The organism is Massilia sp. Masssp94 (assembly GCF_059491305.1).
This window is the reverse complement of record NZ_CP168501.1, coordinates 1,598,663-1,612,684: the sequence shown is the minus strand read 5'-3', so window position 1 is coordinate 1,612,684 and position 14,022 is coordinate 1,598,663. Positions and strand designations below refer to the sequence as shown.

General features: G+C 67.6%; 16 protein-coding genes. 5 read left to right on the top strand and 11 right to left on the bottom strand.

The genetic code is table 11. The features are described 5' to 3' along the window. Positions 1-29: 29 nt before the first annotated feature. The 3 genes from argJ to ACEN9G_RS06935 are packed head-to-tail and all read left to right on the top strand — an operon-like array spanning position 30 to position 2,584. Entirely contained in the window at positions 30-1,268 is a 1,239-nt protein-coding gene (gene argJ, locus ACEN9G_RS06945) for a bifunctional glutamate N-acetyltransferase/amino-acid acetyltransferase ArgJ (protein ID WP_413342463.1), read from the top strand. A 4-nt stretch (positions 1,269-1,272) separates the two neighbouring features. Further along, entirely contained in the window at positions 1,273-2,178 is a 906-nt protein-coding gene (locus tag ACEN9G_RS06940) for an ATP-binding protein (RefSeq protein WP_413342465.1), read from the top strand. Beyond that, a complete protein-coding gene (locus tag ACEN9G_RS06935) occupies positions 2,171-2,584 on the top strand; it encodes an NUDIX domain-containing protein (RefSeq protein WP_413342467.1) in 414 nt (137 codons plus the stop codon). Before ACEN9G_RS06940 ends, ACEN9G_RS06935 begins: the two co-directional genes overlap by 8 nt. Here ACEN9G_RS06935 and yidD read toward each other — a convergent pair. The 6 genes from yidD to ACEN9G_RS06905 form a co-directional block, all read right to left on the bottom strand. Next, positions 2,505-3,062 carry a membrane protein insertion efficiency factor YidD gene (yidD, locus tag ACEN9G_RS06930; RefSeq protein ID WP_413342469.1) on the bottom strand — a complete coding sequence of 186 codons (558 nt, stop codon included), beginning with the start codon at positions 3,060-3,062 and terminating at the stop codon, positions 2,505-2,507. The genes ACEN9G_RS06935 and yidD overlap by 80 nt on opposite strands. A 6-nt stretch (positions 3,063-3,068) precedes the next feature. Further along, positions 3,069-3,251, bottom strand: a complete 183-nt coding sequence (yacG, locus tag ACEN9G_RS06925) for a DNA gyrase inhibitor YacG (protein WP_413342471.1) — start codon at positions 3,249-3,251, stop codon at positions 3,069-3,071. 9 nt (positions 3,252-3,260) lie between these two features. Continuing rightward, positions 3,261-4,016: a cell division protein ZapD gene (gene zapD, locus ACEN9G_RS06920; RefSeq protein WP_413342473.1), complete on the bottom strand. Its 756-nt coding sequence runs from the start codon at positions 4,014-4,016 to the stop codon at positions 3,261-3,263. A gap of 73 nt (positions 4,017-4,089) precedes the next feature. Continuing rightward, the gene (gene coaE, locus ACEN9G_RS06915; RefSeq protein ID WP_413342475.1) at positions 4,090-4,731 is read right to left on the bottom strand and encodes a dephospho-CoA kinase; all 642 of its coding nucleotides are present in this window, start codon (positions 4,729-4,731) and stop codon (positions 4,090-4,092) included. 24 nt (positions 4,732-4,755) lie between these two features. Continuing rightward, entirely contained in the window at positions 4,756-5,619 is an 864-nt protein-coding gene (locus ACEN9G_RS06910; RefSeq protein WP_413342476.1) for a prepilin peptidase, read from the bottom strand. A gap of 96 nt (positions 5,620-5,715) precedes the next feature. Beyond that, positions 5,716-7,887 (bottom strand): bifunctional diguanylate cyclase/phosphodiesterase, encoded by a 2,172-nt coding sequence (locus ACEN9G_RS06905; protein WP_483126522.1) that lies wholly within the window; start codon positions 7,885-7,887, stop codon positions 5,716-5,718. Between the two features lie 137 nt (positions 7,888-8,024). Here ACEN9G_RS06905 and ACEN9G_RS06900 point away from each other — a divergent pair, with 137 nt between their 5' ends. Beyond that, a complete protein-coding gene (locus ACEN9G_RS06900) occupies positions 8,025-8,330 on the top strand; it encodes a signal protein (protein ID WP_413345570.1) in 306 nt (101 codons plus the stop codon). Here ACEN9G_RS06900 and ACEN9G_RS06895 read toward each other — a convergent pair. Genes ACEN9G_RS06895 through ACEN9G_RS06885 form a run of 3 tightly spaced genes read right to left on the bottom strand, consistent with a single transcriptional unit; the run spans position 8,300 to position 11,250 of the window. Further along, positions 8,300-9,196, bottom strand: coding sequence for a DMT family transporter (locus ACEN9G_RS06895; RefSeq protein ID WP_483126521.1), 897 nt, complete (start codon positions 9,194-9,196; stop codon positions 8,300-8,302). The genes ACEN9G_RS06900 and ACEN9G_RS06895 overlap by 31 nt on opposite strands. A gap of 34 nt (positions 9,197-9,230) precedes the next feature. After that, positions 9,231-10,067: an AraC family transcriptional regulator gene (locus tag ACEN9G_RS06890; protein ID WP_483126520.1), complete on the bottom strand. Its 837-nt coding sequence runs from the start codon at positions 10,065-10,067 to the stop codon at positions 9,231-9,233. A gap of 4 nt (positions 10,068-10,071) precedes the next feature. After that, entirely contained in the window at positions 10,072-11,250 is a 1,179-nt protein-coding gene (locus tag ACEN9G_RS06885) for an SGNH/GDSL hydrolase family protein (RefSeq protein WP_413340985.1), read from the bottom strand. Between the two features lie 94 nt (positions 11,251-11,344). On the opposite strand from ACEN9G_RS06885, the gene ACEN9G_RS06880 reads away from it, so the two are divergent. Beyond that, entirely contained in the window at positions 11,345-12,253 is a 909-nt protein-coding gene (locus ACEN9G_RS06880; RefSeq protein ID WP_413340983.1) for a LysR family transcriptional regulator, read from the top strand. On the opposite strand, the gene ACEN9G_RS06875 is transcribed toward ACEN9G_RS06880, so the two are convergent. Together ACEN9G_RS06875 and ACEN9G_RS06870 are read right to left on the bottom strand one after the other, a co-directional pair. Then, positions 12,216-12,374 (bottom strand): hypothetical protein, encoded by a 159-nt coding sequence (locus ACEN9G_RS06875; RefSeq protein WP_413340982.1) that lies wholly within the window; start codon positions 12,372-12,374, stop codon positions 12,216-12,218. The two genes, ACEN9G_RS06880 and ACEN9G_RS06875, sit on opposite strands and share 38 nt — an antisense overlap. Before the next feature lie 408 nt (positions 12,375-12,782). Further along, complete coding sequence (locus ACEN9G_RS06870) at positions 12,783-14,021, bottom strand: type II secretion system F family protein (RefSeq protein ID WP_413340978.1); 1,239 nt, start codon at positions 14,019-14,021, stop codon at positions 12,783-12,785. Position 14,022 lies beyond the last annotated feature (1 nt).

Sequence of the window (14,022 nt, the reverse complement as noted above, 5' to 3'; positions counted from 1 at the left end):
TTCTTTCCATCTTTTCATTAGAGAACGCCATGGCCGTCAATTCCCCCCTGCCCGTCGCCGCCGAACTGAAACCCGTCGCCGGCATCGAACTCGGTTACGCCGAAGCCGGCATCAAGAAGCCGAACCGCAAGGATGTGCTGGTGATGAAGCTCGCCGAAGGGGCGACCGTCGCCGGCGTGTTCACGAAGAACCGCTTTTGCGCGGCGCCGGTCCAGGTCAGCAAGGCGAATCTCGAATCGGTCAAATCGGGCGGAAAGCCGATCCGCGCGTTGGTCGTCAACACGGGCAACGCGAACGCGGGTACCGGCGAGCCGGGCCTGCAGAACGCGCAGGCCACGTGCGCCGAAGTGGCGCGTCTGCTCGGTCTCGACGCGCAGCAGGTGCTGCCGTTTTCCACCGGCGTGATCCTGGAGCCGCTGCCGGTGCAAAAGATCGTCGCGGGCCTGCCGGCCGCCATTGCGAATTTGAAGGCGGATAACTGGTTCAACGCGGCCGAAGCCATCATGACGACGGACACGCAGCCGAAAGCGGCGTCGCTGACGACCACCATCGGCGGCCACACCGTCACGATGACCGGCATCAGCAAGGGCGCCGGCATGATCAAGCCGAACATGGCGACGATGCTGGGCTATCTCGCCTTCGACGCGAAGGTCGCGCAACCCGTGCTGGACGAACTGGTGAAGTACGCGGCCGACCGCTCGTTCAACAGCATCACGATCGACGGCGACACGTCGACCAACGACTCGTTCATCCTCGTCGCCACGGGCGCGGGTTCGCTCGTCGTCGATTCGACCGACAGCCCGGACTACGCAGCGCTGCGCGACGCCGTCACCGGCATCTCGCGCCACCTGGCGCAGCAGATCATCCGCGACGGCGAAGGCGCCACCAAGTTCATCACGATCACCGTGGAGCAGGGCCGCGACATGGAAGAATGCCGCAAGATCGCCTACGCCATCGCCCACTCGCCGCTTGTGAAGACCGCGTTCTTCGCATCGGACCCGAACCTGGGCCGCATCCTGGCCGCCATCGGCTACGCGGGCGTCGACGATCTCGATACGGCGAAGCTCGACCTGTACCTGGACGACGTCCTCGTCGCCAAGGCCGGCGGCCGCAATCCGGCGTACAAGGAAGAGGATGGCCAGCGCGTGATGAAGAAGGCCGAGATCCTCGTGCGCGTCGTCCTCGCGCGCGGCGAGGCGGATGCCACCGTGTGGACCTGCGACCTGTCGCACGACTACGTCTCGATCAACGCCGACTACCGTTCCTGACCCGATGAACCAGCTGGAGAATTTCCTGCACCGCGCCGAAGCCCTGCTGGCGCGCGTGGAGGCTTTATTGCCGCCCGCGGCGCCGCGCGATCCGGATTTCCGCCACGGTTACGCCTACCGCTGGCGCAAGCGCCCGGGCGCGGGCAACGTCAAGTACCTGCAGGCCGTGGCGCACACGGCCTGCATCCGCCTGGACGACCTGCAGCACATCGGTCCGCAGAAAGAGCAGATCGAGCAGAATACGCGCCAGTTCGTGACCAAACGCCCCGCCAACAACGTGTTGCTGACGGGCGCGCGCGGCACCGGTAAATCGTCGCTGATCAAGGCGTGCCTGAACCAGTTCGCGCCGCAGGGCCTGCGCCTGATCGAAGTGGACAAGGCCGACCTGGCCGACCTGCCGGACATCGTCGACCTCGTCGCGGGCCGGCCGGAGCGCTTCGTGATCTTTTGCGACGACCTCAGTTTCGAAGAGGGCGAAGCGGGCTACAAGGCGCTGAAGGTGGCGCTCGATGGCAGCATTGCGGCGCAGTCGGACAACGTCCTGATCTACGCGACGTCGAACCGCCGCCACCTGATGCCGGAAAAGTTCTCGGACAACGCCGGCTACAAGCACGTGGCCGACGACGACCTGCACCCGGCCGAGACGGTCGAGGAAAAGATCTCGCTGTCCGAACGCTTCGGCCTGTGGCTGTCGTTCTATCCGTTCAAGCAGGACGACTACCTGGACATCGTCGGCCACTGGCTGGCGAGCTTCGGCTGCACGCCGGAGCAGATCGAAGGCGCGCGCGGCGATGCGCTGCGCTGGGCACTGGGCCGCGGCTCGCGCTCGGGCCGCGTCGCGTGGCAGTTCGCCAAGGACTACGCGGGCAAGCTGCCGCCCGCGCCGGTACAGGAACAGGTCGATGTCTGAGAAGCCGGTCGATGTGGCCGTGGGCGTGCTGATGCGCCCGAACGGCGACGTGCTGCTGGGCCAGCGCCCGGACGGCAAGCCGTATGCCGGCTACTGGGAATTCCCGGGCGGGAAGGTCGAACCCGGGGAAGACATCTTCCACGCGCTGCAGCGCGAATTCGTCGAAGAGCTGGGCGTGAGGGTGATCTCGGCCGAGCCGTGGTGCTGCGTCGAACACGTGTACGAGCACGCGCACGTGCGGCTGTATTTCTACATCAGCCGCGAGTGGGAAGGCGAGCCGCAAAGCCTGGAAGGGCAGGCGTTCGCGTGGCAGGGCGCGTATGCCGTCAGTCCTCTGCTGCCGGCGACGATTCCGCTGCTCGACTGGCTGGACCAGGTGCGGTACGCGGGGCGTTCCGGCGCCTGATCCGTTCCGCCGCCGCATCCAGGTCACGCGTGTCGTGCCGGCGGCGGCGCTCGCGCCAGCGTTTCCACGCATCGCAGCCGTCGCAGACATCGCACAGATCGAACGCGTCGCAGGGTAGATGCCGCGGCACGCCGCCGCAGTGGTGGTGGCCGTCGCACGGAAAATGGCAGTGGCCGGGGCCGTCGCAGGGCACGTCGCACGGCGCGTCGCAGAATCCCTGCTGGCGTCGCACGCGCGGATGGAGCACGGGCGCGGGCGGACGCGGCATCCGCCGGTGCACGTGGCCGCACAGCGCGAGGCGGCGGTCGAGCAGCCCGAGTCCGCGCCTGAGCCCGAAGCGCGCGATGACCGCATAGCCATACGCCGAGCAGCTGTCACCGCTCGTCGCCACGCGCAGTGCGCAGGAAAAGCCCTTGTACGGAGAGATGAAACGCTGGTAGAAGCGGATGGCGGCCAGCGCCAGTGCGGCGGCCTTCACGCGACCTTATTCTTTCGAGACGGCGTCGTCGTCGGTATCGCCCGGCGGCGCGCCGGGGATCGTGTATTTCTCTTCGGCCCAGGCGCCCAGGTCGATTTGCTTGCAGCGTTCGGAACAGAATGGGCGGAATTTGTTTTCCGGCTTCCATTCGACCTTCATGCCGCAGGTGGGGCAGGATACGACGGTCATGGTGTGCTTCTAAAAATTGCAGAGTGTGAGTTCGAACGGGACGTCTTCTTCCAGCGGCTTCGGTTTCAGGTCGCCGCCCTGGGTCGTGAAGCGTACCCACAGCATGTACTTGTTGGCGGAGATCTCCGGGATCGCGCCGAGCGACTCGTCCACCGACAGGCGCAGCATCTGGTACACCTTGCCTTGCAGCATCTGCTGGTAGCTGCCGGACGAGGCGATCATCTTGACGGGGCCGCCGGAATTGCGCAGCAGGCGCAGCACGAGGGCCAGGGCCTCGAACAGCGGGGCCAGCGGGGCGAACCACGCCATGATGTCGGCGTGGCGCTGTTCGGTCGGGCGCCGCTGCCACGCGTGGTAGGACGGCAGGTCGAATTCGCAGGCGCCGCCGGGGATGATCGTGCGGCCGCGGATGCTCATCAGCCATTCGTTGTCGCGCACGTTCTGGCCCGTCTTGCCCTGGGCGTTGACGAGGGCGTTGCTGACCGTGTCGAGCTCGGCCAGCACGGCGTCGAGCATGTCCCTGGCGACAGCGGGATTGCTGCGGTAGCCCAGCAGGCTCTGCTTCTGGCGTTCGAGTTCCTGCAGCAGGTCGGACTTGAGGTCCGCGCGGCCCGCCACTTCCAGCATGTCGAAGATCGTCGCGAGCGCGACATGGTGCTGCAGAGGATGTTCCTGGGCTACAAAGAATTTGAACTTCTCGTACAGGTCCTCCAGCCGCAACAACGTGCGAATCCGCTCGTTGAATGGGTATTCATAGACGATCAAAATGTCATTCCTCTCATTCCCCTGAATGTAGGCTGGCGGGTAACCTCGTGATTCTGAACCATGATGCACAAAATTACAAACGCTGGCTTGGCGGCATTGTTAATCTTGCCGCTTCGTCAAGATAAAAGCGGTGCAAGCGTTCCACTTGCGGCAACAGGGCGTCGATGCCGGCGTCGTTCAGGATCACGTCGTGCGCTTCTTCCAGGCGGCGCGCCCGCGTCACCTGGGCCGCCATGATGGCACGGACCTGGTCTTCCGCCATGCCGTTGCGGGCCATCACGCGTGCGACCTGCGTTTCTTCCGAACAGTCGATCGCGAGCACGCGCGCGACGCGCTCGCGCCAGGTGCCCGATTCGATCAGCAGCGGCACGACGAAGATCGTGTAAGGACCATCCGCGAGCAGGGCGGCGGCGGCCGTCGCTTCGCGGATGCGGGGATGCAGGATGCCCTCCAGGCGGGCGCGCGCGGACGGGTCGGAGAACGCGAGCGCGCGCATTTTCGCGCGGTCGAGGGCGCCGTCCGGCGTGGCGTAGTCGGGACCGAATTCCTCGATCAGCGCGGGCATCGCGGCGCCGTGCGGGGCCGTGAGGCTGTGGGCGATCTGGTCGGTGTCGATGACGGCGGCGCCGCGCGCGGCGAACAGGTCGGCCACGGTCGTCTTGCCGCAGCCGATGCCACCGGTGAGCCCTACCGCAAAACGTGAAGCTGTCTCCATGCGATCCTCGGGCCCGGCGCGAGGCTAGACCAAGAAACCCTGCGCGTAGCGGGTGAGTGGTATTCCGTACAAGAGTGCGATCATACCAGCCGCGGCGAGATACGGTCCGAAGGGGATCGGATTGTTGCGGTCGCGGCGGGCGAACACGATCAGCGAGATGCCGACGATGGCGCCGACGACGGACGACAGGATGATAATGGTCGGCAGCATCGCCCAGCCCATCCACGCGCCCAGCGCGGCGAGCAGCTTGAAGTCGCCGTAGCCCATGCCTTCCTTGCCGGTGGCGAGCTTGAACAGCCAGTACACGGCCCACAGCGCCAGGTAGCCGGCCATGGCGCCGATCACGGCGTCGCGCAGCGGGACGATGGTGCCGTTCAGGTTCACGAGCAGGCCCAGCCAGAGCAGCGGATACGTGAGGTCGTCCGGCAATGTCTTCGTGTCGTAGTCGATCATGGTCATCGCGATGAGGAAGTACGCGAACGCGAGGCTCGCGAGGCCCAGCCAGCCGCTGCCGAAATGCCAGACCAGCACGGCCGACAGCAGGCCCGTGACGGCTTCCACGATCGGATAGCGGGGCGAAATCGGCGCCTTGCACGCGCTGCATTTGCCTCGTAGGGCCAGCCAGCTGACGATGGGGATGTTTTCCAGCGCCGTGATCTGGTGGCCGCAGTGCGGGCAGGCGGAGCGGGGCACCATCAGGTTGAAGCGGTCCGGGTGCGGCAGGTCCTTGCCCGCTTCGTGCGCGATGTAGTTGTCGAGTTCGCGCTGCGCCATCACGGGCAGGCGGTACACGACCACATTCAGGAAGCTGCCGATCAACAGGCCGAACAAGGCGGCGGCGAGGGTCGCGGCGAGGGTCGCCGGGGCGGCGAAGAGCAGGGTTTCCATGAGTGCGATGATCCGGTGGGTGGCTGATTCCGTGGATCAACTATTCTAGGGGTTTTCCCGCTCTTTGGGCAGCACAATGAGGCGCCGCCGCCACGTTCAGGCCGCCTGTGGCTGCGCGATCAGGTCGAACAGGCGCTCCAGCGGCACCGGCCGGCCCGGCAGCCAGCCCTGCACGAGGGGACAGCCGAACTGGCGCAGATAGCCCAGCTGGGCATCGGTCTCGACGCCTTCCGCGACCACCGTCAGCTTCATGTGCCGGCCGAGGTCGAGGAGCGAACGCACGATGGCGCAATCGTTCCGGTCGTACGGCACGCCGGCCATGAACAGCCGGTCGATCTTGAGCGAGCCGATCGGCAGCTTCTTCAGCAGGGACAGCGACGAATAGCCCATGCCGAAGTCGTCCAGGCCGATGCCGAAGCCGCGCCGGCGCAGTTCGCGCATGATGGCGATCGATTTATCGGCATGCTTCATCACGACGCCTTCCGTCAGTTCGAGGCAGATGCCGCGGGGATCGACGCCGGCCGCCGCGGCGATGGCCGTGAGCCGGTCCGGCAGTTCGGCATCGATGAATTCCGGCGCCGCCATGTTGACGTGCACGCGCACGCGGGTCAGCCCGGCCGCGCGCAGGCGGGCGAGGTCGTGGCAGGCCTGGCGTACGACCCAGCGGCCGATGTCGACGATCAGGCGGCTCTGCTCCGCCAGCGGAATGAACACGTTCGGCGGGACGATCTCGCCGTTCGGCCGGCGCCAGCGGATCAGCGCCTCGACGGCCTCGATGTCCATGTCGGTGGTCGTGCGGATCGGCTGGTACTCGAGGAAGAATTCGCCGCGCCGGATCGCGGAATGCAGGTCGGTCAGCAGGCCGATGCGATGGCCCGCGTCGGCCGGCGCGCCGTCGCCGCTGAAGCGGCTGGCCAGGTTGCGGCCGTTCCGCTTGCTGGTGTACATGGCGGCATCGGCCGCGTGCAGCAGTTCGCGCGTGCAGCCGCCATGGTCGGGATACGTGCTGATGCCGATGCTCGCCGACACGGCGAGCCGGTGCTCGCCGTAGACGAAGCGGCGCCGCGCCGCGTCCAGCACGGACTCGGCGACGCGTTCCAGTTCCTGCGGCGTGACGCCGGGCGCCGACAGCAGCGCGAACTCGTCGCCGCCCAGGCGGCCGATGCGCCAGCCGGCCGGCGCCAGCGCGCGCAGGCGTGACGCGAACGTCGTCAGCACGACGTTGCCGGCGTCGTGGCCGAAGGCGTCGTTGATGGGCTTGAACTGGTCGAGGTCGACGAACAGCACGCCGAATGTCTGCCCCGCCCGCGCGTCGCGGCACTGGCGGTCGACCTGGTCGTAGAAATGGGCGCGGTTGGCCAGGCCCGTCATCTCGTCCGTTTGCGCACGCACGCGGATGCGCTCCTGCTGCGTCATGCGCTCGACGGCCTGGGCGATCATCGCGGAGATCGATTTCGCCAGGCCCGGCAACTGCGCGTCCGGCTGGCGCTGCTGGACGCTGAAGAATTCGAGCACGCCGGGCCGCATCAGGCACGCGTCCGACGCGACGAACGTCACGGGGAAGAAGTACGCCGACTGCAGGCCGCACGCGCGCGCCGCCTCCGCCCGCAACAGGTCGGCCGTGCCGCTCGCATCCTCGATCCAGCGGGCCTCGCCGCTGTCCCACACGGTGCCGACCAGGCCTTCGCCGGGCGCCATCGTCAGGCGCGCGCTCGCGGCCCGGAACGGCGCCAGCGCCTGCCGCGGCGCCTGCCACGCGTAACGGCAGCGCAGCGTGCCGGTGCGGTCGTCGAGGGCCCAGAATGCGCCCCATTCCCAGCCCAGTTCCTCGCACACGAGTTGCAGGATGCCGGTGACGGCGTCGTCGATGCTGTCGGTGCCCACCAGGTATTGCGTGAGCGCGAAATTGAACCGCTCGCGCGCGGCGGCCTGCCGGGCGGCCGTCACGTCGACGAGGATGCCGGTGGCGGACGTGTCGATCTGCTGCAGGCGCAGCCAGCGCAGGCCGAGTCCATCGGTGCGGACGCGGAATTCGCATTCGGCGCCGGCGTCGCCTTTCTTGATGCGGTCGAGGGTGGTATGCACGGCGGCGCGGTCGTCCGGCTCGATGCGCGCGAGGCAATCCGGATGCCGGCCGGTGCCGAAGAACGATGCGGCCACGGCCGACAGCGTGATGCCGCCACCCGCGCGGTCGACCCACCAGCGGCCGAGTCCGGCCAGGCGGTCGCCCGCGTCGTCATGGAGGAGAGAGATGTCGATGTTTTGCATGTAATGTCAGGCGTGCACCAGAACCGGACGGGCGGTTTCGATTTGCACTGAAACGGGCTGGTTGCCATCGTAGTATTGGACCAACCCGTACAATGCAAGTTACATGCCGGTGTTCGATCCGGCCTATTGGAGCCACCATGAAACGCCATTTTGTCCTGCTGTTGGCCGCACTTGCCGCCGCCACCGCATTCGCCCAGACCACCGTGCCGAACCCGCTGGCACCGGACAAGGGCGCGCCGACCGCGCCCGCGGCCAGCAAGCCCGCGCCGAAGAAAGAAGCGTCCAGCGGCGGCGCGGGCAAGGTGTGGGCGAACAGCGCCAGCAAGGTCTACCATTGCGAGGGCAGCAAGTACTACGGCAAGACCAGGAAGGGCGAGTACATGACGGAAGCGGACGCCAGGGCGAAGGGCTATCACGGCGTGGGCGGCAAGACCTGCGGCTGACGGGTCGCGGGCCATGACGATACGCCCACCGCCGCGAGCACGAACGCGATGCCGGCGAATTGCCGCGGTCCCACCGGCTCGTCCAGCAGCAGGGCCGCCAGCAGCAGCGCGGCCACCGGTGCCAGCGCTGTGAACAATGCAGCCTCCGTCCCGCCGGCGCGGGCCGTGCCCGCATACCACAGCAGGAACCCGCCGACCGTCGGCAGCAGCGCATAGTAGCCGACGGCGAGCAGCGCGGCCGGCGTCACGGCCGCCATCGAACCGCGTTCGGCCAACGCGAACGGTAGCGACGCGGCGAGGCCGATGGCGCTCATCAGCGTCGACAGGGAGAGCGGAGACATCGCGATCCGCACCCGCTTGTTGAGCAGGATGAACAGGGCTTCGCACAGCACGGCGCCGAAGACGAGCGCATTGCCCGTCAACGACCCCGCGCCGCGGGCCGCCGGCTGCAGCACGTACAGGCCGACGCCCGCGAGCAGCACGGTCGCCATCAGCGCGGGCCGCGGCCGCTCGCCGAGCACGAGCACGGCCACGACGGCCGACACGACGGGCAGGGTGCCGAGGATGACGCCGGCATCGAGCGCCGACGTCGCGCGCAGCCCGGCCATCAGCAGCGCCGTGTAACCGGCCGTGCCGGCCAGCCCCTGCACGAGCAGGAGGGCGCCGTCGCGCCAGCCCGGCCGCGGCAGGCGCTGGCCGGAGACGCGCAGCAGCACGAGAAAACAGGGCAACGCGAGCGCGAAGCGCAGCGCGGTGGCCGTGAATGGCGGCAGGCCGGCGGCGGCGATCTTGCTGGCCACGACGGTACTGCCGACGAGCACCATGGCCAGCGTCAGGTACAGGTAACCCAGGGTTTTAGCGGACACGGCGTTCTCCTCGTCATCGACATGGGAACGCAGGTTAGTCCTCGTGTGCGCGCCGGTATTGAACGAAATTGCAGGCGTACGCGCCGGGCGTGATGCCGTAGGTGCGGATGAACAGGCGCGTCATGTGGCTCTGGTCGGCAAAACCGCTGGCGGCGGCCGCGTCCGCCAGCGTCGACCCGCGCGCCAGCAATGCACGGGCCGCGTCGATGCGGCGCTGGATCAGGTAGGCGTGCGGCGTCAGCCCCGTCGCCCGCGCGAACTGCCGCACGAGCTGGAAGCGGCTGAGCCCACAGGCTGCCGCCAGGTCGGCGAGACTGGGCGCGGCGGCCGGCGCGTCGTCGATCATCGCCCGCGCCCGCGCGATCGCGGCCGTGACCGACGTGGGCCGGTCGGGCCGTGCATCGCTTTGCAGGCCATGCAGCAATTCGAGAAGCAATTGCTCGCGCAAGAGGGCGGTCGCGTCGCCCGTGACGGCCGCGTACAGCCGCCGGAAACAGTCGGCCAGCGCGGCATGGTGGGCGACCGGCAGGTGAAACGCGTAATCGCGGCGGGCGCCTTCGCTCAGGTCGGCCGCGACGGTATCGGCGAGATGCGGCGGCAGGTACAGCATGCGCCACGCGCGGGGCGCGCCGCCGAGCGGGGCGCCGTCGTGCACTTCGCCCGGATTCACCGTGATGATGTCGCCGGCCAGCGCCTCCACCTGGCCGCGCCCGCTGCTCGACGTCTGGCCGCCGGCCAGCATGAGGCCGACGCCGTACTGGTCATGGCTGTGGCGTGCGAAGACGTGGTCGCTGCGCGCTTCCACGGCCTGCACCCCCGGCACTGCGGCACGGACGATCCTGAAATCGGCGCTCTTCCTGGACTTGGGCATGCGCTCAGTGTACCAGCCGAGCGATGTCGATCGCCTCGGCCATGGCGCGGTAGCCCGCATCCCCCGGATGCAGGTGATCGCCCGAATCGAAACCGGCCCGCAGGCGGCGCGGCCGGGCAGGGTCGCGCAGGACGGCGTCGAAGTCGACGACGGCATCGAACGCGCCGGCCGTGCGGATCCAGTCGTTCAACTGCCGGCGCAGGCGTTCCTTGGCGGGACTGTAGTGGCCGGCGTACGGCGTGCCGGCGAGGGCGCCTTCGAACGGCGGCAATGTCGCCGCCGTCACGCGTACGCCACGGACGTGACTTGCAGCGACCAGTTGCCGGTACGCGGCCGTGAGTTCCTCCAGCGTGGCGGGACGCTCGCCCGGCGCGAACGGACTGCCGGGCCAGCCGATGTCGTTAATGCCGAGCAGTACGATGACATCCGACACGCCGGGCTGGCTCAATACATCCTGCTCGAGGCGGGCGAGGGCGCTCGTGCCCATGCCGTCGCGCGCCAGCCGTCCGCCCGAGATGCCGGCATTGGCGACGGCGACGCCGTGCGGCGCCAGTCGTTCGGCCAGGATGTCCGGCCAGCGGCGGTCCGCGTCCGGCGTCGAGCCGTTGCCGTCCGTGATCGAATCGCCGAGCGCGACGATGGTGCGCGCGGGTTGTGCGGTCTCGACCAGGACGGCGCTCAGGAACAAACGGCCGCCGACATCAGCGCTGTCGATCTGCACGGTCTGCTGCGCGCCCCAATGGAAACTGGCGACGTTCGTCGGCGCGGGCAGCCGCGTCGTCACGGCCAGCCGGGACAGCGGCCGCACGGGGAGGGCGAGCGGATCGCTCGTCACCGTGGCGCCCGGCAGGATGGATGCGCCCGATTGCCCGGAAAACGTCAGCGCCCGGACCGCGTGCGGGTCGTCGGCGGGGCCGACGCGCACGGCGCCGAGCCTGACAGGTTCATGGCCGTAGCGGTTCGAGAACACCAGCCGGATGCGCTGCCCGCCCGCGCTCAGGCGGACGGTCTCGCGCAACGTCGCGTTGTCGAGCCTGGTGGGGACGTTCATCGGCAGCGTGAAACTGGCGTCCCAGGCGGGTTGCGGGGCCGCGTACCAGGAGGTGGCCCACTGCTCGCCCGCCGGCGCGTCGGGTGCGGCGAGCAGCAGGGAGAGGGTGAATGCGGCAATCGGTTTGGACATGGTGGGCTCCTTGGTTGAGGGCTCCACGTTAGGTCATTCTGGAGTGGCGATGAAGATGGTAGGATCGCAGGTCACTCATTCCAATTTAGAATAGATGGATACGCTCCACGCGCTGCGCGTCTTCGTACGCACCCTCGAACTGGGCAGCCTGTCCGCGGCGGCCCGGGAATTCGGCACCACGCAGCCCACCGTCAGCAAGTGGCTGGCCCAGCTGGAACGGCAGCTGCGCGTACGCCTGGTCGAACGCAGCACGCGCGGGCTGTCGCCGACGGAGCAGGGCCAGCGCTTCTACGCCGACGCCAAGCGCATCGTCGAGCAATTCGACGCGGCCGTGGGTGACGTGCAGGGCATGACGGGGCAGGCGGCGGGACTCTTGCGCATCAATGCGCCGGTCGCGCTGGGCCAGTTCCGCATCAATGCGATGGTCCAGCGCTTCCTGGCCGACCACCCCGCCATCGACGTCGAACTGATTCTCAACGATCGCTTCGTCGACCTCGTCGAGGAAGGCGTCGACGTCGCGTTCCGGCTGGGCGGCACGCTGCCGCCGGACGCCATCGGCCGGCACCTGGCGACCGTGCCGCGCTTCCTGGTGGCGGCACCCATGTATCTCGCGCGGCGGGGCGTGCCGTCGGTGCCGGACGACTTGCCGGCGCACGACGTCGTCCGCTTCGCCTGGACGCCGGGCAACACGGTGGAATTGTTCCGAGGCGAAGAGCGGGCACGGGTGCCGACATCGAGCCGCTTCCGGGTGAACAATGCGCTGGCGATACGGGAGGCGCTGGTGCTGGGCGGCGGGATCGGCGTGTGTCCGGACTGGCTCGTCCGGGATCTGCTGGACAGTGGAGAACTGGTGCGGGTGCTGGACGGGTGGGCCGCGCGGCCGCAGGATTTAACGCTGCTGTATCCGTCGCGGCAGTTTCAGCCGCTGCGGACGCGGCTGTTCATCGACTTCGCGGTCGGGCAATTCAGTGGGACTGCTGGCTTTGCAGGCGGTTCAGGATGAAGCGCGCGGTCCGGCTCGATGCGCGGTGCTTTGCGGCCAGTGTCGTGAGCTTCGGGAAGACGACGGAGCGTTCGCCGCAATCGCTGCACAGGATGTGCTGGCTGCTCCACAGGATACGCATGAGGGGCGTACGCGGGATCCGGCGTACGTAGGAAGAACCACATTCGGGGCAAGAGGCCATGAGATACCGGTGAGTGTTGAAGAATCGTCAACTAAAATACCAGTCATGGCTGAGCTGGACCGTGCGGTGGCGCACACATCCGCGCTCACGCATGGTGCGTTAGGCAGATCACGGTCAGCCATCGTTGCGCTTGCTAACCTGCAAACATGGCACTCCCGGTATCCGATCGAAAACTCTATGCGATGAAACGCATGTCGCTCGCGCTGCAGCGTGCGGCGGCGGCGCGGCCGCTCGGGCCGTCCACCGACCGCGCGTTGCGCTGGGCCGCCATCTGGGGCATCGTGGCCGGCATCCGGACGCCGCATACGCGAGTCCGGTTGCGGCGTACGACGCTGGTCGGCACCGCGATCAGACCACCGACCCCAGCTTGAAGATCGGCAGATACATGGCAATCACGAGACCGCCGATCAGCACCCCCAGCACGACCATGATCATCGGCTCCATCAGCGACGACAGCGTCTTGACGGCCTCGTCCACTTCTTCCTCGTAGAAGTCGGCCACCTTGCCCAGCATGCCGTCCAGCGCGCCGGATTCCTCGCCGATGGCGACCATTTGCGTGACCATGTTGGGGAAGACATTGGCGTTCTGCATCGCGGCCGTCAGGCTCGTGCCCGTGCTGACTTCCGTCTGGATCTTTTTCGTGGCTTCCAGGTAGACGTTGTTGCCGGATGCGCCGCCGACGGAGTCCAGCGCTTCCACGAGCGGCACGCCGGCCGCGAACATCGTCGCCAGCGTGCGGGTCCAGCGGGCAATCGTCGCCTTCCGGATCACTTCGCCGAACACGGGGAGGCGCAGCAGCACGCGGTCCATGAACTGCTGCATTTTCAGCGACCTGCGCCAGGACTGGAAGAAGAAGTACAGCGCGCCGAAGATCGAGCCAAAGATGATGTACCACCATTTCACGACGAAATCCGAGATGCCCATCACGATCAGGGTCGGCGCCGGCAGGTTCGCACCGAAGCTGGAGAACACGGATTTGAACGCGGGCACCACCCAGATCATGATCACGGCCGTGACGATGAAGGCGATGGCGATGATCGCGCAGGGGTACATCAGCGCACCCTTGATCTTGCTCTTCAGCGCGAGCGTCTTTTCCTTGTAGATCGCCAGACGCGTCAGCAGGTCTTCGAGGATACCGGCCTGCTCGCCGGCGCCGACGAGGTTGCAGAACAGCGGGTCGAAGTACAGCGGATATTTGCGGAACGCGTTGTTCAGGCTGGTGCCCGTCTCGATGTCGGCGCGCAGGTCCATGATCAGCTTGGACATCGACGGGTTCGAATGGCCCTTGCCGACGATGTCGAACGATTGCAGCAGCGGCACGCCGGCCTTCATCATCGTGGCCAGCTGGCGCGTGAACAGCGTGAGGTCCTTGTCCTGGATCTTCTTGCCGCTGCGGTACACCTTTTTCTTGACCTTGGTGACCATGATGCCCTGGCGGCGCAGGGTCACGTTCACGATGGTCGCGCCGCCGGCGCGCATTTCGCCGCGCACGGTCTTGCCGGTCTTGTCCTTGCCTTCCCAGGCGAAGATGTGTTCCTTGATCTGCGCGCTGGGCGCGCGGCGTGCCGGGGCGGATGTCGTTGCCATG

Coding starts and splice junctions, on each gene's coding strand:
- ACEN9G_RS06940 (WP_413342465.1), top strand. CDS start 1,273: ATGAACCAGCTGGAGAATTTCCTGCACCGCGCCGAAGCCCTGCTGGCG.
- ACEN9G_RS06870 (WP_413340978.1), bottom strand. CDS start 14,021: ATGGCAACGACATCCGCCCCGGCACGCCGCGCGCCCAGCGCGCAGATC.
- ACEN9G_RS06885 (WP_413340985.1), bottom strand. CDS start 11,250: ATGTCCAAACCGATTGCCGCATTCACCCTCTCCCTGCTGCTCGCCGCA.
- argJ (WP_413342463.1), top strand. CDS start 30: ATGGCCGTCAATTCCCCCCTGCCCGTCGCCGCCGAACTGAAACCCGTC.
- ACEN9G_RS06935 (WP_413342467.1), top strand. CDS start 2,171: ATGTCTGAGAAGCCGGTCGATGTGGCCGTGGGCGTGCTGATGCGCCCG.
- ACEN9G_RS06880 (WP_413340983.1), top strand. CDS start 11,345: ATGGATACGCTCCACGCGCTGCGCGTCTTCGTACGCACCCTCGAACTG.
- ACEN9G_RS06905 (WP_483126522.1), bottom strand. CDS start 7,887: ATGCAAAACATCGACATCTCTCTCCTCCATGACGACGCGGGCGACCGC.
- coaE (WP_413342475.1), bottom strand. CDS start 4,731: ATGGAGACAGCTTCACGTTTTGCGGTAGGGCTCACCGGTGGCATCGGC.
- ACEN9G_RS06910 (WP_413342476.1), bottom strand. CDS start 5,619: ATGGAAACCCTGCTCTTCGCCGCCCCGGCGACCCTCGCCGCGACCCTC.
- yacG (WP_413342471.1), bottom strand. CDS start 3,251: ATGACCGTCGTATCCTGCCCCACCTGCGGCATGAAGGTCGAATGGAAG.
- ACEN9G_RS06900 (WP_413345570.1), top strand. CDS start 8,025: ATGAAACGCCATTTTGTCCTGCTGTTGGCCGCACTTGCCGCCGCCACC.
- ACEN9G_RS06875 (WP_413340982.1), bottom strand. CDS start 12,374: ATGCGTATCCTGTGGAGCAGCCAGCACATCCTGTGCAGCGATTGCGGC.
- ACEN9G_RS06890 (WP_483126520.1), bottom strand. CDS start 10,067: ATGCCCAAGTCCAGGAAGAGCGCCGATTTCAGGATCGTCCGTGCCGCA.